Below are 21,195 nucleotides of genomic sequence, written 5' to 3' on the forward strand. Positions count from 1 at the left end.
AACATGAAGTTCCCTTCACTGTAAACGTCAATCATTCGAATTTGCTCTATGGGCGATTTCGTATAGACACATCGCAAACACCGGAAATCCTTTCATGACCGCCCAGAGCATACAGACCGTCAACGCCAATCGATTAGCGCTTGCTGCGTTGCTGCTTGGAGGTATTGCCATCGGCGGCTCACCGATTTTCGTGCGCCTGTCCGAGGTCGGTCCCATGACAACCGCTTTCTGGCGCGTTGCGCTGGCTTTCATTCCGCTTCTGGTCTGGTCGAAAGCCATGCCGGATGTCAAACGCAATGCCCGCCCCGAAAGCCTTGCCGATTATTTCTGGCTCTCCATGCCCGGCATCTTTCTGGCCGCTGATCTTGCTGCCTGGCACCTCGCGCTGCATATGACATCCGTTGCCAATGCAACACTTCTGGCCAATCTCGCGCCGATCTTTGTTACGCTCGGCAGTTGGGCAATTTTCCGCGCCCATGTCAGCAGGATTTTCCTCATCGGCCTTGCGACCGCGCTCATCGGCGTTGTCGTGCTAAAAGGTGGTCCGGCAGCGCTGGGTGATGGCAAGCTTGCAGGCGATGCAACGGCGGCTGTCGCGGCCATTTTCTATGCGGGCTATATTCTCGTCATCGGCCGTCTTCGCGTGCGTTTCTCCACCCGCACCATCATGATCTGGAGCACAGCGTCCGCGGCAATCTGTATGCTGCCCGTAGCACTGATCTTTGAAACAAACCTCATACCGCTGACGCTGTTTGCCTGGGCAGTGCTAGCAGGTCTGGCCTTCATTTCTCATGCGGCGGGCCAGGGGATGATCACCTATGCGCTCGCCTTCCTGCCGCCCGCCTTCTCATCGCTGACCCTGCTCTTGCAGCCGGTCGTTGCCGCAGCATTGGCCTGGTTTGTGCTCAGTGAGCCGATAGGCCTCATGCAGGCCATAGGCGGCGTTATCGTGATCCTCGGTATCCTTGTCGCCCGCCGCGGCTGACTACAATTCCCCGAGCAGACCTGCATCAAGCTGCGCCTCGCCAAACCAGTTCAGCCGGTTAATGCAGACATAGCCACGATCGATCAGATCGTTGTCGTCGCCCTCTTCGCTGGTGTGAGCGCGGCCGCGCGGCACGATGAGCGTGGTTTCATCGCCCTCGGCGCTCACCACCTCCGAGCGAAGCGCGATCTTGTCACGACCGATGCGCGGCTGGCGAATTTCCGCTGGCAACAGGGTCGGCAGATTCACACTCAGCCAATGCCCCTCCAGCACCCATTCATCACGCTCGTTCCAAAGGGTGCGAACAAAATCTGCCAGCCATTTGACGTCATTCTCCGTCTGCTCCGGCTTCTTAACCCGCGAAAAGCCAATTGCAGCAATGCCCCAAAATGAAGCTTCCCGGGCAATGCCCAGCGTACCGGAATAGGCCAGATCCTCGCCTACGTTCCGCCCATCATTAATGCCCGAAAGCACCAGATCGGGCCGGTCCTCATCCTTGAACAGCCAGCTCATCGCGGTGACGACACAATCGGCAGGCGTGCCAGAACAGGAATAGCGTTTGGGTGCGAGCTCCCGCATTATCAAAGGTTTGCCAACGGTGATCGAAGCGCCTGCGGCAGTGCGCTTGCCATCCGGCGCGACCACCCAGACATCATCCGTTATCAGCTTGGCCGCCTCTGCCAGTACTGCCAGTCCCGGCGCGTCAATCCCGTCATCATTGCAAACCAGAATTCTCATCGCATTCGCCTTCTATACGTCAATATGGTCGCCGGTGCGCACCGTATCGTTCAGCGCGGGCAGATATTGTTTCAATGCACTGAGTGCGGAGAGCGAGCACGAGTGCCCTAGCGTTGCAGGACGCCCTGCCCCTTCCCATATCGCCACATTGCCTTGCCGGGTCGGATGGGTCGGCAGCCTTATCCACTCTGCCCGCTTTGCCTCAAATAAAGCAGAAGCAGGTGTATTGGGTGGAATATGCCCCGTAAGCAGAATGGGATATCCTTGATCTGCCGCGCGTTTGATCGCCTCCACCGAAGGCCCGGCGCTTCCCATGCCATCGAAACTCATGAGCGGGCAGCCCGGCAAAGCATCCAATTCCGACCAGTCCAGCGCCTTGGCCAGCCGCTGTGTCAGCTCTGCTCCAACGCCTGGATGGAAAGCATCTCTTGCGGCGATCTGTGCCGCCACAGCATCGCGCATGCTTGCATGAATCGCAAAGCGCTGAGGCAGGATAGCCATCAGTTCCAGCGGCTTACCGGAAAGCGGCACGGGCAGCAGGCAACCATTCGGTTGCGTCTCGATCCATTGCCGGATCGCGGAAACGCGCTCATCGCTCGATATGGCATCATCGCCATAGGAGGCATCGAGGATCAAAAGATCGCAAGGCGGAATCTGATCCATGGCGAAAACCGCGCTGTCCGGCACCACATCGGCGGTGTAAACAGCGGACTTGGCTCCGTCACTTGCCGCAAACCATACGCCGCCTGCCACATGGCCGGAACGTCCGGTTGAAACGCTCAACTCTCCAAGCTGAATGATATCGCCCGCCGTAAAAACTTCGGCAGAATGAGCGGCAATCTCGAAGGCCTGCATGTGACCCTGCTCGCCATATTGCCCCAGCATGGAAGCAGCTTCCGTCGATGTTTCTGCCGTCATGAAGATACGGCCGCGAAATCCGCGCGACAAAAGCCACGCCAGACCGCCAATATGATCCTCATGCGCATGGGAAACAAAGACGGCATCAAGCTTGGCAATCGTTGCATCGTCAATTGCCGGATAATAGTCGCGGCCCGTCGCCCCAACCTTGATGCCAACATCCAGAAGTATGCTCTTGCCGCCGCCCGAAATGCCGACACTGGTCCGGCCTTTTTCGCCAAAAACCGCCATGTAGATCAATCCGCATCAGACATTTGCCTCCGGTATGACCCAGCCCGAGGCGATGGCAATGCGTGTCGTTTCTCCTTCGGCAAGCCGCTTCGGATCAGCCAGATCGAAATGCAGTTCCTGTGTTTCATTGCCCGCAACTGCCTCGATGCGGGAGCCTCCCCCGCGATAGATGCTGCGCTTCACGGAAACTTCGATTCCGTCCTTGGCTGCCGGGATGATATCGGCGGCACGAATGCACACCTTTGCATCGCCTGTCACGCCTTGGCCGGGACGGCAGCGGAAAACAGCCTCCTGTCCAAGCACTTCCACCTTGCATTGCCCGTTTTCTTCGACAGTCAGAACTTTGGCCGGAAACACCATACCCTGGGCAATAAACGAAGCCACCATGGGCGTCGCCGGTTGTTCATAAAGTTCGCGCGGCGTTGCAAACTGCACGAGATGCCCCTTGTCCATGACAGCAATACGATCCGCCAGAGCCATGGCTTCGGCCTGATCATGGGTAATGTAAATAATCGTCGTGCCCGTGCGTTTATGGAACGAGGCAAACTCATCCTCCATCGAGGCGCGCAAATGCACATCCAGATTGGCAAGCGGCTCATCAAACAATACCAGCGATGGCGCTGACACAAGGCACCGGGCCAAAGCCACGCGCTGTCTTTGCCCGCCGGAAAGATTGGCCGGGCGGCGATCGCCATATCCTTGCAGATCGACCAGTTCGAGCGCTTCCAAAATGCGCCGGTCCCGCTCTGCCTTGTCGACCTTTGCCACTTTCAGACTATAGCCAACATTTTCTGAAACGCTCATATGCGGCCATAAGGCATAATTCTGGAAAACGATACCGACACGTCTTTGCTCAGGCGGGACGTTCAATTTCGGGTTGGACATCTCCTTCCCGCCAACGGTGATTGTGCCCTGATTGACCTGTTCAAAACCGGCAACAAGGCGCAAGAGCGTCGTCTTCCCGCAGCCGGAAGGTCCGAGCACTGCAACAAATTCGCCATTGGCGACATCCAGCGAGACATTCGACAAGGCGTCATAGTCGCCAAATGTCTTGGTCACATTTTCAATTTTCAATCCCGCCATGGCAGAACTCCGTTTGGAAGGCTGCGTGCAAACAGATTGGTCAACAGCATCAGCGCAAAAATCACGACAATTGTCAGGGTTGATATGGCGGCGGCGTAGTTGGAATCGCCGCCCTGCTCAAAGGAAAAGATCACCACACCGATCGTCTCCGAGCCGGAAGCCCATAGCAGGGCTGAAACGGTCAATTCGCTGAAGGCCGTCATGAAGATCAACACGCCGCCGGCAAGCGTCGCGGGCGCGACGAGCGGAAATACGATGGTTCGCATGCGCCTTATAAGTCCGGCACCGGCAACTTGCGCCGCCTCTTCAAGCGAGCGATCGATCTGGTGCAGGCCGCTGATTGTGGGCCTCAATGCCAATACGAGAAACCGCGCAAGATAGGCATAGAGAATGATCCAGATTGTATTGTAGATCTGCAAGCCGATGATCGGCAGTGGCTTCAGGAACAAGAGCAGCGAGGCAATCGCCAGAACCACGCCCGGCAGTGCATAGGGCAATTCTGCGGAGAGATTCAGGAACTTCGTCCACCACCTTTTGCGCCAGGTGATGAGATAGCCAAGCGGGACTGCGACGAGCACTGCGAAGGCCGCTGCGGCAAGGGAAAGACCGAAACTGTTGAAAAATGCGCGTTTCGCCGCCGCGTGGTCAAACAGCACAAAAGCGTAATTGGCAAGCGTGACTGTCTTCATGCTCAGCGGCACGCCATATGCCGCGACAAGCGAGGTCAAAAACAACCCGACAATCGGCAGAACCAGCACAATGACAATCAATAGCCACATGGCGAATTCCGCCAAAGCGCGCCAGCGCCCAAGCTCGAAGGGCGCGGCAGGCAGGGAGGTGGAAGCGATACGATAATCGCGGCGGCGGGAGGCATAATCCTGCGCAAGGATTCCGGCCATGGCGATGAGCCCGATGAGCATGGAAAGAACAGCAACTTCGGAAAGAACAGCGGGACCACCGCCAGCCAGCCGCTGATAGATCAATGTCGGCAAGACGAGATAGCCTGCCGGGATGCCAAGAAATGCCGGGATGCCGAAATTGCCCACACAGGAAACAAAAGCTAATGCGGTGGCACCGATGATGGATGGCGTCATCAGTGGCAGGATGATTGTACGAAGTACCGTTAGACGGCTTGCACCACTGCTTAAGGCGGCTTCCACCAGTTCACGCGGCAGCTTGCGCAATCCGGCCCGAACCATCAGGAAAACCAGGGGGCCATATTGCACGCCAAGCAGTGCAATTATGCCGGTCGTCGAATAGAGCGGATTTTTGCTGCCAAGCGCTGGCGCCATGCCAATCAGCTTGAGGAACGGGCTTGCAGGCCCGAACAATTGCAACCATGCCAGTGCCGTGACTTGCGGTGCGATGAGAAGTGGAACGACATAGAGCAGAACGAAAGTGCTGCGACCGCGCACATTGGTCAGGCTCACAAGAAGGGCAACGGCAGTGCCAAGAATAACTGCCAGCAATGTGCCGCCTATGCCCACCTGCAATGAGTGCCACGTGGCGGTCCAGGTGGCCGAACCGGAAAGTGCCGTGCGAAGCGGTGCCGCAGAAAGGCTGCCTTGCGGCATGACTATCTCGAAAGCGAGACGCAGCATTGGTACGATGGAAAGCATCGCGACAATGACCGCCACCCCTGCAATCAGGGCTGTATCAGTACCCTGACGCTTTTCAGCAAATATAGTCATTCACAGTCCCATATTGCATTTTTGCCATGCGTGGTTCGACAAGCTCACCATGAAGAGGGTGGATAGTTGCAAAACCTATCTGCAACGTCTCAGAACAATGCCCTTTGCAAACCACCACTTTCTCATGGTGAGCTATCCTGAGCTAGTCGAAGGACGAACCACGCACAGCGCGATTGCCAAACTGGAAACGGCAAGAGAACTCAATTGAACTCTCTTGCCGGAATAGTTTTAGCCGCCGAACATTCCGGAGAATTTCGCCTTGTCAGCGTCAGTCGCTTCGAGAACCTTCAGAGTTTCGATTGGCATTACCTTGATTTCAACACCTTCAGGCAGCCAGGAAGGACGGCCAATCGATGGTTTGGCAGGCAGATAGCCCTGTGCAAGCGCCAGTTTCTGTCCATCATCCGAAAGGATGAAGTCTACGAATTTCTGCGCGGCAGGAAGGTTCTTCGTGCCAGACATGATCGCGACTGGTTCCGTCACCGCAGGAACACCTTCCGAGGGGAAAACGAATTCAACCGGAGAGCCTTTGGCCTTTGCATTCAGCGCCATGAAATCGACAAGGATGCCATAAGGCTTCTCTCCGCTGGCTACGGATTTCAGCACCGCGCCATTGCCGCGTACGGCTACTGTTTCATTGGCCTTGAGCTTGTCGAAATAGTCCCAGCCAAGTTCGGGATTGCCGACGAAACCGCTCAGCAGATAGGCTGCGGCACCAGAATAAAGTGGGCTTGGCATGACGATCATGCCCTTATATTCCGGCTTGGCAAGGTCTGCCCAATGTTCGGGCTTAGCCGTTGCAGCTGAATTATAGGCGATGCCTGTAGTGATCAGCTTGCTGCCGAAATAGGTCTTGTCCTTATCAAAAGAGTCTTTGCTGAAACCTTCGACATTAGCCTTGTCATAGGCCTGGAGTTTGCCCTGTTTCTTCAGGCCTTCCATGCTCACCGCATCTGCGATCAGCAATACGTCGGCCTGTGTGGCACCGGCAGAAAACTCCGCCGCCAGCTTGCTCAAAATATCGCTTGTACCGGACCGGTACACCTGAACCTCGATATCTGGATTAACCTTGCGAAATGCCTCGACGGTTTTTGCTGCATCAGCATCGGGCTGTGATGTGTAAAGGCTAAGCGTTTCAGCATTGGCCGCACCAAAAGCCAGCGACACAGCAAAAAGAGCTGGCACGCCGAGTGTCATTTTAAGAAACTTATTCATTTTTTCTCCTCCCAAAGGGGATTCGGTTTAATCGGGGGGACATGTGCCCACGAAAAATCCTCCTCCGTGCATTCCCGGTTCTTTACGACCTGTCATGCCGGAGGAGTGTCCATGTTCAATTGTCTTTTGTCAAATACATTTGAACAATGAAACTTATGTGACAAACAAAACTGAATTCATAAAAAATCGCTGGAGACCCGGTGACGGTTAGAAAACTTAGCCGACAGATTTTAGTGTTCGCATCTCATCTTGATCAGGGTCTTAGAACCGAAAGGCCCGGTCCGGAACCCATAGCTGGGCTGATCGTCAAGCTTATGACAAGACATTCGATAGATCGGCTCGACTTATTTTAAAGCACACCTCGGCTGCGTAAAAAATCCATCAGGCCGACATGGGTAATGGCCTCAAACTCGGTCGCGGCAGCGGCAAACTTTTTACGCTGATTAAGCAGCATGCCGAAAACCTGTTTCATCTCTGATGATACGCCAAAACGCTCCCAGCGCTCTGCCACGTGAGGCGGCAAATCGAGATCACGGCAAAAATCTGAAATCGTGGCATAGCCCAGCAGCGCGAGATTTGTTTTCACCTCGTCAACGGGCATACGCTCTTCAACGGCATGGTCATGCAGACGCTGGGCAACCAGACGAAGGTCAGCCGGAGAAGATCCAATGACTCGATTGAGGATGGAACGAACCTCATTTGGAAATGACGACATGTGCAACTCCAGATTTCAAATTACATGTAACTTATAATGATGGTGCCGGTCGGGCCAGTGGAATTTATAGGACTGCCCCAACGGCCTCTCAAATATGTGAAAAAGTGGCAGAGAAAATCGGGACCCGCCTCTCTTTTCCCGGAAAGATCCGAAGATTTGCTGAAAAACCTTCGATTCTTGCCCAAAATTTACAATCCAAGGATGTGTTTTAGTTGTGCTTGGTTGAATGGGGGCGCTTCGCGAGATTGGCCAACAGACATATCGCCGCCATTTAAATCAAGCCGCGCAGCTTCAACTCGTCCTTGAGATAAGCATAGTAGATAGGCGCAGCGACAAGTCCAGCAATGCCGTACCAGGCTTCAAAAACAATCATTGCAAGCAACAATTCCCAGGCGGCAGCCTTGATGCGCGACCCGATAATCTTCGCATTCATAAAATACTCAAGCTTATGAATAATAATCAGAAATGCGAGAGATCCGACCGCGGCCCCGAAGGAAACGCTGAGCGCAACAATGACGATTACAGTGTTTGATATCAAATTGCCTATGACTGGAAGCAAACCGACAAAAAATGTTACTGCAATCATGGTCTTGACCAATGGCAAGTGAATGCCAAACGCTGGCAATACTACGGCCAGGAAAATTCCGGTAAAAAATGTGTTTAACGCAGAAATACGCAACTGCGAAAAGACGATATTGCGAAATGCATTGCTTAACAATGCTGCGCGCTCTGTCAGGGCTACAGCCAGAGGGCCGGGCTTTTTGGTCGGCGATACAGATGTCAGCGCGATCAATCCACCAATGACCATGCCAAGAATGATCCGTATGAGCAGGACACCAATATCGCGACCGACGAGCTGTAATTGCCCGGCATGATTGCGTAACCATGCGGCGGCAAAGCTTTCCAGCTCTTCAAGGTTGGATGGAAAATAGTCACGCGCCCAAGTCGGCAGATGAAGCTGCGCTGTATCAATGATCTCAGCCATTTTTTGGAACAGTGAAACTATGCCTTCCGACCCATCAGTCAGCAGCACCATGCCCCGCATCACACCAATAACGACGAGAAGTATAAAAATTAGCGCAAGTATCGCCAGCGCCAATGTTCTTGTTAAACCATTGGAAACGCCCATTCTTCCAAGTAAAGGGGCGGCCATATGCACCAGACTATAGACCAGAAGTCCAGCCAGAAGCGCGGAAAGCAATCCAAGTTGAAGGGCGCCTACAAGTGCGACAAGTGCCAATATATACGAAGCTATTTGAGGCTTTGAGATCGTCTGCAAGAGGTCACCAAACAAGGAGAAAATGGATGGAACGTTCCTAGACTTGAAACCTCTTGCTGCGCAAGGCCAACTACAAGAATTGATGCTCCGCTATGGCAATAGTCGCCTGGCACAGATTATTTTTTGGTATTTCATCCATAAAAACCGATCACTTACCGATGCAATGCAAATGATTTGATTATCCGCTATTCTTTGACATTCAACGCTTTTCTTACGCTCTTGTTCAGCTCGATTTTTGCGAAAAGAAAATCCGGGACGGTCGTCCAATATCGTAGCGTTACACTCATCGTCGTTTCGCCCAACTCAGCAATGAATGTATCCGGGGCGGGGGTTTCTTTCACATAAGGACTGTTTACGGCAAGAGCGGTCAGCGTTGCTTGTATCTTGTCGAAGTCGTCAGCATTATCAATAGTAACCGTGATGTCATTTCGTCTTGCACCATTGCGCGTGAAATTCTTCACCGGCTGAGTCCAAAGAGTTGAATTTGGCGCAAGCAAATATATACCATCGGCAGAGCGCAAACGTGTTGCGAATAGTCCGATTTCCTCGACGGTGCCGGAAATACTGCCGACCTCTACATATTCGCCAATACGCAGAGGACGAAGCGCAAGCAACATGATCCCCGCAGCAATATTCTGCAAGGTTCCCTGCAGCGCCAAGCCAATGGCCAGACCGACTGCACCAATGGCAGCGATCATCGACGCGGTTTGAATTCCGAACTGGCCAAGAACCATAACGATTACAAGGCCTAAGACCATATAGCGCGCAATCTTTGAGAAGAACCGGCGCAGCGTCATGTCAAACCCGCTCACCTGCCCAAGTCCAGCATAGACCCAGCGCTCTACCAAACGGGCGGCAAGAAAGCCGACGATCAGCAACAAGATCGCGCCTATGACCGAGAATGAATAGGTGACGATCAGCACTCTGGCTTGATCAATCGCTGCCTGAATGGCGGAAAGGGAGTTCTGGGGATCAAGTTCCATAGGGGTGGTCTCCTTTTGGCAAGAAGGTTCAACCCCTATGGCGTTCGGATAGTTCCGTCAAACGGCTAAGCTTCGATAGCTTCCGGATTACGGCGACGATAAATGATCGACGAAACCAGCGAGAATACTATCAGCGTTGCACCAATCAGACCGGTGATTACTTCCGGAATGTGGAACAGTGTCTGGCAATACATGATGACTGCTAGAACGAGGATCGCATAAAATGCGCCGTGCTCCAGATATCGATACTGACCGAGCGTTTCCTTTTCGACCAGCATGATTGTGAGCGACCTTACATAGAACGCACCGATACCAAGGCCGATGGCGATGACAAAAAGGTTGGTTGAAAGGGCAAAAGCGCCAATGACACCGTCGAAAGAGAAACTCGCATCGAGCACTTCGAGGTAAAGGAATGCGCCCAATCCACCCTTGTGAACAGTATCCATCTGCTCCTGAGTGGCGTCCAGTACGGCACCAATACCTTCGACAACAAGGAATGTAAGCAGCCCGTAAATGGCCGATGTCAGGAACGTTACCGAGTCTTCTCCAACGAGTTGGCGGGAGAAGAAAATGATCAGGACAAGAACAACGCCGACTTCAATGCCCTGAATTGATGCAAAGCGGGATGCGCGGCTTTCGATGAGCTTGATCCAATGAACGTCTTTCTCATGATCGAAGAAGAATTTAAGCCCCACCATCAGGAGGAAAGTACCGCCAAAAGCAGCAATTCCGACATGCGCCTCCTTCATTATGCGCGCATATTCTTCAGGATTGGAGATGGCCAGTTTCATCGCGGAAATCGGATCAATCCAGGCGGCAACTGCCACAATGGCAAGCGGGAAAACAATGCGCATGCCGAAAACGGCTATGATGATGCCCCATGTCAGGAAGCGATGCTGCCAGACCGGGTCCATGTCCTTGAGTATTTTGGCATTTACGATGGCGTTGTCGAATGACAGCGATATTTCCAATACACCAAGCACAACGCAGATAAACAGCACCGACAATGCGCCCTGTATATTTCCGGAGTAGATGAAGCCTATCCAGGCCCCGGCCGCCAATCCGAAAATTGTGAAAAGAATTGGCCAGATGAAATATTTATAAGTTGCCATGCGTGTTTCCTGCTCCTGACTCCCTGATTGCCATCAGGACGGGACTTCAACGTTTTTTATTACGTTAAGAATATGAATTTCCACCCGAATGCAATCTCCCACTACCCTTAGAAAGCATAATCCTGTCTTAATCCTGTCGCGAACTCCTTACACCTGCTTGCGAACGGTATAAATAGTAACGGGCAAGGCTGATCGCCAACTATCAAAGCTTCCAAGCGGCTGCGCATGCGACACGCTTAGCTTGATGAGATCTCCACCATGCACTTCCCGCCAACCGACCAGCGCCATTTCGCTTTGAATGGTAACAGCATTTGCGACAAGCCTGCCACCCGGCTTCAATGCAAGCCAGCATGCATCCAAAACCCCGGGATCAGTCACGCCACCGCCGATGAAAATCGCATCGGGAGTGTTGAGCTCCGCCAGTGCATCCGGCGCTTGCCCCCGCACAAGTTCGAGGCCGGGCACGCCAAGCGTTTTACTATTCTGGATAATCAGAGCCTGCCGCTTCTCGTCGGCCTCGATCGCAATCGCCTTGCATGTCGGGTGCGAGCGCATCCACTCAATGCCGATCGAGCCGCATCCTGCTCCGACATCCCAAAGCAATTCGCGCGGCAAGGGTGCCAGATGCGCCAAGGTTACTGCTCGCACATCCCGCTTCGTCAACTGCCCGTCATGTTGGTAAGCCTCGTCTGACAGACCCGCCATAAGGGGATATGAGAGCGAGAATTGATCAGGCTGCCCACAATCCACTGCAAGAACATTGAGGTCTGCACAACGCAATTGGTTCCAGCTTTGTGCAACACCATCAATGCGCCGTTGATTCTCGCCTCCTAAATGCTCGAGCACAGTCAGACGAGCCGTAGTAAAGCCCGACTCGATCAAAAGCCGTGCCACATGGGTAGGCGTTTCACCATCATTGCTGAGAATAAGCAGCTTTGCATCAGGCACAAAGGACTTCGCCAAGGTTTCGAGCGCTCGTCCATGAACACTGAGCAACTCTATGTCTTGTATGGGCCAACCCATAGCAGCAGCAGCAAGCGAGAATGATGAAGGCGAAGGCAAAACCAGCATTTCCTCCGCGCTCAAGTACCGCGTGAGCGTTGCCCCCATGCCGTAATGCATCGGATCGCCGCTTGCCAGAACGACAACTGCGTTTCCACGCAAGGCAAGCAGCATCGCATAGGCGTCTGAAAACGGTGTCGGCCATGCTATACGCTTGGCGCCAAATTCTTCGGGCAGGAGATCAAGGTGACGCTTGCCGCCGAATATGGTGCCCGCAGCCTTCAGGGCGGCCCGTGCATTCTGCCCAAGCCCCTCATATCCGTCTTCACCAATCCCGATTATCGTAAGCCACTGCGCCATCATCTATCCCGTTGAACGTTCAATGCCATGCATGCCCGAAAGCGCAAGATGGGTCAACGAAGGTTACAGCTATGAGAATGGTTGGCACACCCTGCGCCATCCTGTAAAACCGTCAAAGCCATGAGCCTGATAATGAAACCCGTCCGCAAAATTTTAGTCCATGACCGGCGCTCCGCCTGTCCGGGGTTGTTTCGTATGGCACAAGCGCTGGATGGCCGAATATGCCGGGTAAAACTGACGTTCGGCAACCTCACTTCCGATCAGGCAAGAGGGATAGCCCGGGCCGCTGAAGAGTTTGGTAATGGAATCATCGACATTACCAATCGGGCAAATGTGCAAATCCGCGGCGTTCGCCCGGACAGCGAAGACGCGCTTGTCGACAGTTTGCTCGCGCTCGGGTTGGGGCCTCTGACTGACAAGGGGGATGACATACGCAATGTCATGATCAGCCCGCTTGTCGGACAAGACGATAAAAAAAGCGACATCAGGCCTCTGGCTATGCGCATTCTGACAGAATTGCAGACAAACCCTCGCTATCAGACGCTCTCACCCAAATTCTGTATACTCATCGATGGAGGTGAGGATGTTGCTATGGTCACTCATCCGAACGATCTTTGGCTAAGTCCGATCAACCCGGAAAATCCGGCTTCTGCCTACGCCTTTGGTATCGCTGGCACTCCCCCTGTTCTTGCAAGGGATCAATCCGCTCTGGGACTAGTCAGCACAGAGAGATCCTTCGAACTGGTAACCGCCATTCTCGATCTTTTCATCGAATGGAACATTGCCAATCCAGATGCATCGCGTTTACGCCATATGCTTGCGGATTTGGGCCGGGATCACTTTATTGGTCGTGTTGAGGGGCGATTTGACAAGTCTCTCCGCAATGCAGATCTCGGTCAGTGGCGCAGGACTCCACCGCAGACAAATGGTCATCTGGGTATCGTGAAAACCTCCAATGCGAGTTTCCAGATGGTCGGCGCAATGCCACCACTTGGTCGCTTAAATCCCGATATACTGCGTAATCTGGCCGCGATTGCCGATCGTTACTGCTCAGGGGCGCTGCAATTGACGCCATGGCAAAGTGTGCTTTTATCCGGAGTAGCGAAGGATCATGCCGAAGATGCGCTCGAAGCACTGCGTGCACTTGGGCTTACCAGTGATCCTCTGGAGCCCATTGCAACGATGATCAGCTGCTCCGGATCGGCTGGCTGCAAATCCGCGCTGGCGGCGACGCAATCGGATGGTATCCGCCTCGCCACCTTGCTTGCCGGCAAATCCGAGATGCCGCAAATACACCTTACCGGATGCAGCAAGTCCTGCGCCTCACCTATGGCAAAACCCGTAACGCTCGTAGCAACCTCTGCGGGTCGCTATGATATCTTTCTGCAAGCGACCAATGGACCGTCGCGATTTGGCAAGCTATTGGCTAGCAACCGCACTATCGAGGAATCGGCCGAACTGATCGGCGCTAATTTCGGCTCCGGGGGGCCATCACATGCTTGACTACATTCGCGATGGCCAAGCGATCTATGATCGCTCCTTCGCTATCATTCGCTCTGAGGCTGACCTAAGCCGCATTCCTGCCGATCTGGAAAAACTTGCCGTGCGCGTTGCCCATGCCTGCGGGATGGTTGATGTGATTGAGGATCTGGCATTTTCGGATGGCGCTGCGACAGCAGGACGAAACGCCTTGCTTGCAGGCGCACCGATCTTGTGTGATGCGCGCATGGTTGCGGAGGGCGTCACACGCGCCCGCTTGCCTCGTGATAATCAAGTCATCTGCACATTGAACGACCCCTCCGTGCCAGCACTGGCAATGGAGATGGGTAACACACGCTCTGCTGCGGCTCTTGAACTCTGGCATCCTCATCTGGAGGGGGCTGTCGTTGCCTTTGGCAATGCTCCAACCGCGCTTTTTCGGCTTCTCGAAATGATTGAGGAAGGCGCTCCGCGTCCCGCACTGGTGCTTGGCTTTCCAGTTGGCTTTGTCGGTGCAATGGAATCAAAAGCTGCGCTTGCCGAAAATACCCATGGCATTCCTTTTGTCGTTGTTCATGGGCGTCGTGGTGGCAGCGCCATGGCTGCAGCCGCCATTAATGCGCTTGCGTCGGAGAAAGAATAATGGCGGCGCAGGGAAGACTGTTCGGACTGGGCGTCGGTCCCGGCGATCCGGAGCTCATCACATTGAAGGCGTTGCGGCTACTTCAGTCTGCGCCGGTCGTAGCCTACCATGCCGCAAAGGGCAAAAAGGGTAATGCTCTGACCATTGTTGAAAAATACCTCAGCGACAGCCAGTTGCTGGTGCCGCTGATTTATCCGGTTACAACCGAGATATTGCCAGCTCATATGAATTACGAGGCGATTGTCAGCGATTTTTACAGCGAAATCACCGGCGTTTTGCGCACTCATCTGGATGCGGGATTAGATGTGGCAGTCATCGCTGAAGGCGATCCCTTTTTCTATGGCTCATTCATGTATATCCATGATCGCCTGGCCGAAGACTATCAGACAGAGGTCGTGCCCGGTGTGTGTTCGATCCTGGGCGGCGCGGCAGTTCTTGGCGCACCGCTTGTCTACCGCAATCAAACCCTGACGGTTCTCTCCGGAGTGCTTCCGGCGGAAGAATTGAAGACAAGACTTGCCGCCACGGAAGCCGCAGCGATTATGAAGCTTGGCAAAAACCTCGCAAAGGTGCGTGATGTTATTGCTGAGCTCGGCCTGATGGACCGCGCGCTTTACGTTGAACGGGCGACTATGGACGCCCAGAAAATCGTACCGCTCAGCGAAGTGGATCCGGCGTCATCCCCCTACTTCTCGCTGATTCTGGTTCCCGGAGAAAAGTGGCAAGGCAACGGCGAATGATGGCCTCCCCCATTATTTTGGTTCTCTCCGCCTTAGGTTTGCAAACAGCATTGCAAATTAAGTCGGCCTTGGATGGAAGCACCATCTACGGGCTTGATACGCGCGTCGAAGGGGCTGACGAAAGCTTCGAAAATTTTGGTGACACTGTCCGCCAGCTTTATCAGACAGGCCATCCCATTATCGCACTTTGCTCGGCAGGAATTATCATTCGTTCGCTCGCATCCATCTTGGAGAACAAGGGCGCGGAGCCGCCTGTACTTGCCGTCGCGGATGATGGTAGCACAGTGGTCCCGCTGCTCGGCGGAACGACTGGCGTCAATATTCTGGCGCGCCAGATTGCTACGATTCTCAATGTTCCAGCTGCTATCACTACCTCTGGCGAGCTTCGTTTCGGGACATGCCTGCTAAATCCACCGCCCGAATTCCAGCTGAAGAATCCCGGAAATGCCAAGAAGTTCATTGCCGATATGCTTGCCGGAAAGACCGTGCGCATAGAAGGAAGTGCGCCTTGGCTTGCCGATGCGCGTCTGCCACTGAATGATGAGGGCGAATTGCTTATCCGGGTGACGCCCGATGACGTGGTCGCAGGCGAAAATGAATTGGTATTTCAATCAACCGCACAGGTCGATCAGACTCGTCCACGAGGAAAACTCAGTGTTATAGGTCTTGGCCCGGGCAATCCCGATTTTATGGTTCCCGCCGTCAAACATGCACTGCAACAGGCTCAAGACATTCTTGGCTATGAAACCTATATTCGCATGGCTGGAACCTTTCGGCCCAACCAGACCATCCATGCGACCGATAATCGCGAAGAGATGCAGCGTGCCCGCCATGCTTTTGAACTTGCTGCAACAGGCCGGTCCGTGGTGATGGTTTCTTCCGGTGACCCCGGCGTTTTCGCCATGGCTGCAGCGGTGATCGAAGCCTTGCACGACTCCGACAATCCTGCATGGCATAGTGTAGAGCTGGAAATATTGCCGGGTGTCTCTGCTGCACTTGCTGCAGCGAGCAAAAGCGGTGCGCCCCTTGGTCATGATTTTTGCATCATTTCATTGTCGGATAATCTGAAGCCTTGGGAGATTATCGAAAAACGCATTTCACTGGCCGCCGAAGCAGATTTTGCTTTTGCCTTCTACAACCCGATTTCCAAGCCGCGGCCCTGGCAATTGCCCCGGGCGATAGAGTTGCTGCGCCAGCATCGCAATCCCGATACGCCGGTTGTCCTGGGCCGTGATATTGGCCGCCCGGCTGAGACCCTGCGAACGATACGGCTGGAAGACTTGACGCCAGAACAGGTCGACATGCGCACGGTCATCATTGTCGGCTCGTCATTAACGCGCAGTTTTCCCAAAACGGATGGCGGGGAATGGACTTACACACCCCGATGGTATGGCATCAAGCCTGACTCCTGATGTAATCCATCATCTAATCGACAAAAGACAATCGCCTCGGTCAAGGATGCCGGAAAAAGGACTGAGCACTTCGTTTTTGTGTCGACGCATTTCAACGGTGCCCCCTATGATCCCGCACAATTGCCAAGATCACTGAATGACGACAGACGGAGTTCCCATGCCAGACCAGAATTATGTCCTGACGCTTACCTGTGAAGACCGGCCAGGAATTGTTGCCTCGGTAACCACAGAACTAGCAGGCATGGATGCCAATATTGCTGAAAGCAATCAGTTCTGGGATCGCCAAACCAACCGCTTCTTCATGCGCATTGCATTTACGGCTGCCGAAGGAACATCGAAAGACGATGTAGAGCGAGCGCTCAAACCTGCTGTTACTCGCTTCGATATGAAGACAAGCCTCATCGATCAATCAAAGAAGCCAAGAATCATTATCATGGTCTCGCGTTTCGACCACGCTTTGCTGCACTTGATTTATCAGATCAAGGTAGGCTGGCTCGATGCGGAAGTCGCGGCGATCGTCTCCAATCATGAAGACAGCCGACGTTTTGCCGACCACGAAGGCATCCCATATCACGTGCTTCCCGTGTCAAAGGACAACAAGAAAGAGCAAGAAGATGCGCTGCTCAAAATTGTCAAAGACACTGGTGCTGATCTTGTGATTCTTGCCCGCTACATGCAGGTCCTTTCCGACAATCTCTCGAAGCGGCTGTTTGGCAAGGTTATCAATATTCACCACTCCTTCCTGCCAAGCTTCAAAGGTGCAAAGCCTTATCACCAGGCTTTCGAGCGTGGCGTGAAGCTGATTGGTGCAACGGCTCATTACGTGACGCCCGACCTTGATGAAGGTCCCATTATCGAACAGGAAACTGAACGCGTAACCCACGCCATGAGCGCAGAAGATTTTGTAGCCACGGGCCGTGATATCGAAAGCCGAGTGTTGGCCCGCGCGGTCAAGAAACATCTTGAATCGCGCGTTATGCTCAATGGCCACAAGACAGTCGTCTTCGGCTAAAGCTTTCTTGCCTGAACGGAAGTTGCTCGCGGCCTATTTGGCCGCGAAATAATTATCGAGATTGGAGACAACGCGGTCAGCCATGGCCTTGCGGGTTTCAACCGTGGCGCTGCCCATATGCGGCTGTAGAACTACATTATCCAATGCGAACAAGTCCGCAGGCACGTTGGGCTCGTCAACAAAAACGTCAAGCCCGGCCCGGCCGAGTTCCTTTGACTTCAACAATTCGACCAGTGCAATTTCATCAACGACGGTTCCGCGAGCAACATTGATGAATGTTCCCTCGGGCCCAAGTGCCTGCAAAACTTCGCGAGAAATGACACCCTGCGTTGCCTCGCCGCCCGGCAGGATAGCAATCAATGCTGCGCAGTCGCCGGCCATCTCAACCAGATTGTCATAATGCTTAAATGAGATGTCGGGCTTCTTGTTACGCGTGTGGTAGACAACATCGCAGCCAAAAGCCAAGAGCTTGGTCGCGATTACGCTCCCAATCCGCCCCAGCCCGACAAGCCCGACTTTCTTTCCCTCAATGCCGAGCGCCAGAGGAGCGGCTTCGCCCTTCGCCCATCGGCCTTCCCGTACAAACCGGTCATTGGCGACGATGTCTCTCGTTGAGGCAAGCAAAAGTGTTATTGCCATGTTTGCTGTGTCTTCGTTGAGAACATCCGGCGTATTGGCAATTTTTATGCCCTTCTTATTGGCATAGGCCACGTCAAGAGAGTCGGTGCCGACGCCAAATGACGAAACAATTTTCACGGCGGTTAGAAGGTCAATCATGTCTGCCTTCAGCCCCGTGAAAGTGCTCGTCACAGCCGCCTCAAAGCGTGGCGCATGGGCTTGCAGAAAACCCAGCGCATCCTTCTCCTCATATAGCTTCTCGATCTCGTACTTTTTACCCAACTCTTCAATGAGATAGGGCATAAGCGGTCCGAGAATGAGAAGTGGTTGCTTTGACATGAGAATGAGTCCTATGGATCATGCGTGAAGAATATGCTGAACATAACGATGTTTCGATAACAATGACAAACCATTTACTCGTGAAGCGCTCACTCGTATATGATTATCGCGTACAAAGTGCTTGCCTCACCGAGCCACTCATATGAAAAACAGATATTTAAAGCGGGAAGAATATGGCCAAGAATCTGGAAATAGCTGACCTGAAAAGAATCGCGCAGCGTCGCGTTCCAAAAATGTTCTTTGATTATGCTGATTCAGGCGCCTGGACCGAAAGCACCTATCGCGCCAATGAGGAGGATTTCGCCAAGATCCAATTACGTCAGCGTGTTGCTGTCGACATGGCAGAGCGGACCTTGGAGTCAACAATGGTTGGCCAGCCAGTTTCAATGCCAGTCGCATTGGCACCGACCGGCCTGACCGGCATGCAGCATGCGGATGGCGAGATGCTCGCAGCTCAAGCCGCAGAAGATTTCGGCGTTCCGTTTACCCTGTCCACCATGAGCATCTGCTCTATCGAGGACGTTGCATCAGTTACGAAAAAGCCATTCTGGTTTCAGCTTTATGTCATGCGTGACCGCGACTTTATCAATAATCTGATTGATCGTGCCAAAGCGGCCAAATGCTCAGCTCTTGTCCTAACGCTGGATCTTCAAATTCTCGGCCAGCGCCATAAGGATATTCGCAATGGCCTGTCCGCCCCACCCAAAATAACACCATCCTTTCTCTGGCAGATGATGACCCGTCCACAATGGTGCATGGGCATGCTGAAAACGAAACGCCGTGGGTTCGGCAACATCATCGGTCACGTTAAGGGTGTAGAGAGTATGGCGTCGCTGGGTGTCTGGACCGCTGAACAGTTCGATCCGCGCCTTTCTTGGAGTGACGTGGCATGGATCAAGGAAAGATGGGGCGGCAAGCTCATCATCAAGGGTATTCTTGACGTTGAAGATGCCAAAATTGCTGCGGCCACGGGCGCTGACGCAATCATCGTGTCCAATCATGGAGGACGGCAGCTGGATGGCGCTCCCTCTTCCATTTCCGTGCTTGCCGAAATCGTCGACGCCGTCGGTGACAAGATTGAAGTTCTGTTTGATGGCGGTATTCGTTCTGGGCAGGACGTTCTGAAAGCACTTGCCATTGGCGCCAAAGGGACCTTCATTGGCCGGGCTTTTCTCTATGGTCTGGGCGCTGGCGGCAAGGCCGGTGTGACGGAAGCGTTGGAGATTATCCGCAAGGAGCTCGATATTACGATGGCTTTGTGCGGCGAACGGGATGTGAAGGTCCTTGATCGCAACAATCTCTATAAGAGCGGTCTTGAAACCAAACCGCGCATGGCTCAGGTCAAGAAAAAGAAAACTGGCTGATAAAATGACGCGTTCGCTCTCAGGTCTGTTCAAAAGGATTGTCATCGTTGGCAATGGACCTGTAAGGCCGGGCGTGGCTCACGCCATAGATAGCGCTGACATCGTTATCCGGTTCAATGAAGCGGTTATCATTCCTGAATTGACCGGCAGCAAGACTGATATTCTCTTCCTGATGAACTCCGGCAAATCAATGCAGGCACGTTTGGAAACGCCCTCTTATTGGCAAGAGCCGTTTGTGCGAGATGCGAAGGAGATTATTCTCCCCTACCACCCTTCAATCGTCAGACAGTATCATCCGCGGCCAAACCTCCTGTCCCGTTTAAAGGGTCGCAAGGCAGATTGGACGGCAGAAACATTGAAAAAGGTCCAGGCACTGGGCAAAAAGACGACCGTCCTCTCCGCCGAATTCTACTACGAAACCTGCCGGATACTTGATATCTCTACCAGCGATTTCAGTAAGATTTTTCCAAGCTCCGGAGTGCTGGCTATCCGCTATGTGATTGAAACTCTTGGAACGGATTCAACCCGTGTTGAGTTCTGCGGCTTCAGCTGGCAAGGCTGGAAAAGGCATTCCTGGGGAAATGAACAGCATTGGGTCGACGAACAGATACAACAGGGACGTATTTTCCCGCTGGTTTAACGACCTGACAATAAAGATGAATTGGTACGCCCAAGGGGAATCGAACCCCTGTTTGCGCCGTGAGAGGGCGCCGTCCTAACCGCTAGACGATGGGCGCATCGCAGTCGATGTCGCGGGTATAATCAAGGCAGGCGAAAAGTGCAATGGTCATTTGCAACCACCACACTCTTTGCCTAATTACCGGTCGCTTCGGCAATACGGGCTACGACGCGCTTGGTCGCTATGTCATAAATAAGGATTTGCCGAGTGCCGTTGGCCAATCTGGTTTCCAGTGAAAGCGTGTTATCGGAAAGGTTGTGCGACAATATTCGGGTGCCGGGATCTAGGACTATCGATTCTCCCGTCAGCGCTGCACCAAGAGCCTGGCCGGGCGAAACGACGCTAGGCGCAACTGGTACATCCGCTACAGGCTGGTTAATCTTGTAGACAATCGCCGCAAGCACCGCCATAAGACCAATGACCATAATACCGATGGACACAGCTAGCAGCCGGATCATCTTGCGGCGAACCCGCTCCATTGCCGGGTCCAGAGGCTGTTCTTCGCCATCCAGGTCTGGATTTATATTTGCCATGCACGGCATCTCCGAGTTTTAACTCGCACTCGCATCTCGCTTAAGCTAGCGGACGCAGCGCGGT

The 21,195-nt window shown here is 53.5% G+C and carries 20 protein-coding genes and 1 tRNA gene; 8 read left to right on the forward strand and 13 right to left on the reverse strand.

Going from position 1 to position 21,195, the window contains the following annotated elements; genetic code table 11:
• Positions 1-94: 94 nt before the first annotated feature.
• Positions 95-985, forward strand: coding sequence for a DMT family transporter (locus QFZ34_RS10640; protein ID WP_307280581.1), 891 nt, complete (start codon positions 95-97; stop codon positions 983-985).
• Here the strand turns inward: QFZ34_RS10640 and surE are convergent, their stop codons facing one another.
• The 10 genes from surE to cbiE form a co-directional block, all read right to left on the reverse strand.
• On the reverse strand, positions 986-1,723 hold the full coding sequence (surE, locus tag QFZ34_RS10645; RefSeq protein WP_307280583.1) for a 5'/3'-nucleotidase SurE: 738 nt from the start codon (positions 1,721-1,723) through the stop codon (positions 986-988).
• A 12-nt stretch (positions 1,724-1,735) separates the two neighbouring features.
• A complete protein-coding gene (locus tag QFZ34_RS10650) occupies positions 1,736-2,872 on the reverse strand; it encodes an MBL fold metallo-hydrolase (protein ID WP_307280586.1) in 1,137 nt (378 codons plus the stop codon).
• A 15-nt stretch (positions 2,873-2,887) separates the two neighbouring features.
• The gene (locus tag QFZ34_RS10655; RefSeq protein ID WP_307280589.1) at positions 2,888-3,955 is read right to left on the reverse strand and encodes an ABC transporter ATP-binding protein; all 1,068 of its coding nucleotides are present in this window, start codon (positions 3,953-3,955) and stop codon (positions 2,888-2,890) included.
• Entirely contained in the window at positions 3,943-5,646 is a 1,704-nt protein-coding gene (locus QFZ34_RS10660; RefSeq protein ID WP_307280592.1) for an ABC transporter permease, read from the reverse strand. Before QFZ34_RS10660 ends, QFZ34_RS10655 begins: the two co-directional genes overlap by 13 nt.
• 228 nt (positions 5,647-5,874) lie before the next feature.
• Complete coding sequence (locus QFZ34_RS10665; protein WP_115054243.1) at positions 5,875-6,861, reverse strand: ABC transporter substrate-binding protein; 987 nt, start codon at positions 6,859-6,861, stop codon at positions 5,875-5,877.
• Between the two features lie 349 nt (positions 6,862-7,210).
• Positions 7,211-7,576 carry a hypothetical protein gene (locus QFZ34_RS10670; RefSeq protein WP_115054242.1) on the reverse strand — a complete coding sequence of 122 codons (366 nt, stop codon included), beginning with the start codon at positions 7,574-7,576 and terminating at the stop codon, positions 7,211-7,213.
• A 271-nt stretch (positions 7,577-7,847) separates the two neighbouring features.
• A complete protein-coding gene (locus QFZ34_RS10675; protein ID WP_307280600.1) occupies positions 7,848-8,855 on the reverse strand; it encodes an AI-2E family transporter in 1,008 nt (335 codons plus the stop codon).
• A gap of 185 nt (positions 8,856-9,040) precedes the next feature.
• Positions 9,041-9,838, reverse strand: coding sequence for a mechanosensitive ion channel family protein (locus tag QFZ34_RS10680; protein WP_307280603.1), 798 nt, complete (start codon positions 9,836-9,838; stop codon positions 9,041-9,043).
• Between the two features lie 65 nt (positions 9,839-9,903).
• The gene (locus QFZ34_RS10685; protein WP_307280605.1) at positions 9,904-10,950 is read right to left on the reverse strand and encodes a DUF475 domain-containing protein; all 1,047 of its coding nucleotides are present in this window, start codon (positions 10,948-10,950) and stop codon (positions 9,904-9,906) included.
• Positions 10,951-11,097: 147 nt separating this feature from the next.
• Positions 11,098-12,312, reverse strand: coding sequence for a precorrin-6y C5,15-methyltransferase (decarboxylating) subunit CbiE (cbiE, locus tag QFZ34_RS10690; RefSeq protein WP_115054239.1), 1,215 nt, complete (start codon positions 12,310-12,312; stop codon positions 11,098-11,100).
• A gap of 132 nt (positions 12,313-12,444) precedes the next feature.
• Between cbiE and cobG the strand changes: the two genes are divergently transcribed.
• The 5 genes from cobG (at position 12,445) to purU (ending at position 17,598) form a co-directional block, all read left to right on the forward strand.
• Complete coding sequence (gene cobG, locus QFZ34_RS10695) at positions 12,445-13,815, forward strand: precorrin-3B synthase (protein ID WP_307280609.1); 1,371 nt, start codon at positions 12,445-12,447, stop codon at positions 13,813-13,815.
• Positions 13,808-14,434 (forward strand): precorrin-8X methylmutase, encoded by a 627-nt coding sequence (locus tag QFZ34_RS10700; RefSeq protein ID WP_307280616.1) that lies wholly within the window; start codon positions 13,808-13,810, stop codon positions 14,432-14,434. The genes cobG and QFZ34_RS10700 overlap by 8 nt, the downstream gene beginning before the upstream one ends.
• Complete coding sequence (locus QFZ34_RS10705) at positions 14,434-15,174, forward strand: precorrin-2 C(20)-methyltransferase (protein ID WP_307280619.1); 741 nt, start codon at positions 14,434-14,436, stop codon at positions 15,172-15,174. The genes QFZ34_RS10700 and QFZ34_RS10705 overlap by 1 nt, the downstream gene beginning before the upstream one ends.
• Positions 15,171-16,586, forward strand: a complete 1,416-nt coding sequence (gene cobJ / locus QFZ34_RS10710; protein ID WP_307280621.1) for a precorrin-3B C(17)-methyltransferase — start codon at positions 15,171-15,173, stop codon at positions 16,584-16,586. Before QFZ34_RS10705 ends, cobJ begins: the two co-directional genes overlap by 4 nt.
• A gap of 157 nt (positions 16,587-16,743) precedes the next feature.
• Positions 16,744-17,598 (forward strand): formyltetrahydrofolate deformylase, encoded by an 855-nt coding sequence (gene purU, locus QFZ34_RS10715; protein WP_115054234.1) that lies wholly within the window; start codon positions 16,744-16,746, stop codon positions 17,596-17,598.
• Positions 17,599-17,631: 33 nt separating this feature from the next.
• Here purU and QFZ34_RS10720 read toward each other — a convergent pair whose 3' ends face one another.
• Positions 17,632-18,555, reverse strand: a complete 924-nt coding sequence (locus tag QFZ34_RS10720; protein ID WP_115054233.1) for a 2-hydroxyacid dehydrogenase — start codon at positions 18,553-18,555, stop codon at positions 17,632-17,634.
• 173 nt (positions 18,556-18,728) lie between these two features.
• Here QFZ34_RS10720 and QFZ34_RS10725 point away from each other — a divergent pair, with 173 nt between their 5' ends.
• Both QFZ34_RS10725 and QFZ34_RS10730 read left to right on the forward strand, forming a co-directional pair.
• Entirely contained in the window at positions 18,729-19,919 is a 1,191-nt protein-coding gene (locus tag QFZ34_RS10725; RefSeq protein ID WP_307280626.1) for an alpha-hydroxy acid oxidase, read from the forward strand.
• A gap of 4 nt (positions 19,920-19,923) precedes the next feature.
• Positions 19,924-20,559, forward strand: coding sequence for a glycosyltransferase family 29 protein (locus QFZ34_RS10730; RefSeq protein WP_307280629.1), 636 nt, complete (start codon positions 19,924-19,926; stop codon positions 20,557-20,559).
• Positions 20,560-20,581: 22 nt separating this feature from the next.
• Here QFZ34_RS10730 and QFZ34_RS10735 read toward each other — a convergent pair.
• Together QFZ34_RS10735 and QFZ34_RS10740 are read right to left on the reverse strand one after the other, a co-directional pair.
• A tRNA-Glu gene (locus QFZ34_RS10735) sits at positions 20,582-20,656 on the reverse strand.
• 76 nt (positions 20,657-20,732) lie between these two features.
• Entirely contained in the window at positions 20,733-21,131 is a 399-nt protein-coding gene (locus QFZ34_RS10740; protein ID WP_115054230.1) for a fimbrial protein, read from the reverse strand.
• Positions 21,132-21,195 lie beyond the last annotated feature (64 nt).

The organism is Phyllobacterium ifriqiyense (genome assembly GCF_030817885.1).
Lineage (GTDB): Bacteria > Pseudomonadota > Alphaproteobacteria > Rhizobiales > Rhizobiaceae > Phyllobacterium > Phyllobacterium ifriqiyense.

Coding starts and splice junctions, on each gene's coding strand:
- QFZ34_RS10640 (WP_307280581.1), top strand. CDS start 95: ATGACCGCCCAGAGCATACAGACCGTCAACGCCAATCGATTAGCGCTT.
- surE (WP_307280583.1), bottom strand. CDS start 1,723: ATGAGAATTCTGGTTTGCAATGATGACGGGATTGACGCGCCGGGACTG.
- QFZ34_RS10650 (WP_307280586.1), bottom strand. CDS start 2,872: ATGGCGGTTTTTGGCGAAAAAGGCCGGACCAGTGTCGGCATTTCGGGC.
- QFZ34_RS10655 (WP_307280589.1), bottom strand. CDS start 3,955: ATGGCGGGATTGAAAATTGAAAATGTGACCAAGACATTTGGCGACTAT.
- QFZ34_RS10660 (WP_307280592.1), bottom strand. CDS start 5,646: ATGACTATATTTGCTGAAAAGCGTCAGGGTACTGATACAGCCCTGATT.
- QFZ34_RS10665 (WP_115054243.1), bottom strand. CDS start 6,861: ATGAATAAGTTTCTTAAAATGACACTCGGCGTGCCAGCTCTTTTTGCT.
- QFZ34_RS10670 (WP_115054242.1), bottom strand. CDS start 7,576: ATGTCGTCATTTCCAAATGAGGTTCGTTCCATCCTCAATCGAGTCATT.
- QFZ34_RS10680 (WP_307280603.1), bottom strand. CDS start 9,838: ATGGAACTTGATCCCCAGAACTCCCTTTCCGCCATTCAGGCAGCGATT.
- QFZ34_RS10685 (WP_307280605.1), bottom strand. CDS start 10,950: ATGGCAACTTATAAATATTTCATCTGGCCAATTCTTTTCACAATTTTC.
- cbiE (WP_115054239.1), bottom strand. CDS start 12,312: ATGGCGCAGTGGCTTACGATAATCGGGATTGGTGAAGACGGATATGAG.
- cobG (WP_307280609.1), top strand. CDS start 12,445: ATGAAACCCGTCCGCAAAATTTTAGTCCATGACCGGCGCTCCGCCTGT.
- QFZ34_RS10700 (WP_307280616.1), top strand. CDS start 13,808: ATGCTTGACTACATTCGCGATGGCCAAGCGATCTATGATCGCTCCTTC.
- QFZ34_RS10705 (WP_307280619.1), top strand. CDS start 14,434: ATGGCGGCGCAGGGAAGACTGTTCGGACTGGGCGTCGGTCCCGGCGAT.
- cobJ (WP_307280621.1), top strand. CDS start 15,171: ATGATGGCCTCCCCCATTATTTTGGTTCTCTCCGCCTTAGGTTTGCAA.
- purU (WP_115054234.1), top strand. CDS start 16,744: ATGCCAGACCAGAATTATGTCCTGACGCTTACCTGTGAAGACCGGCCA.
- QFZ34_RS10720 (WP_115054233.1), bottom strand. CDS start 18,555: ATGTCAAAGCAACCACTTCTCATTCTCGGACCGCTTATGCCCTATCTC.
- QFZ34_RS10725 (WP_307280626.1), top strand. CDS start 18,729: ATGGCCAAGAATCTGGAAATAGCTGACCTGAAAAGAATCGCGCAGCGT.
- QFZ34_RS10730 (WP_307280629.1), top strand. CDS start 19,924: ATGACGCGTTCGCTCTCAGGTCTGTTCAAAAGGATTGTCATCGTTGGC.
- QFZ34_RS10740 (WP_115054230.1), bottom strand. CDS start 21,131: ATGGCAAATATAAATCCAGACCTGGATGGCGAAGAACAGCCTCTGGAC.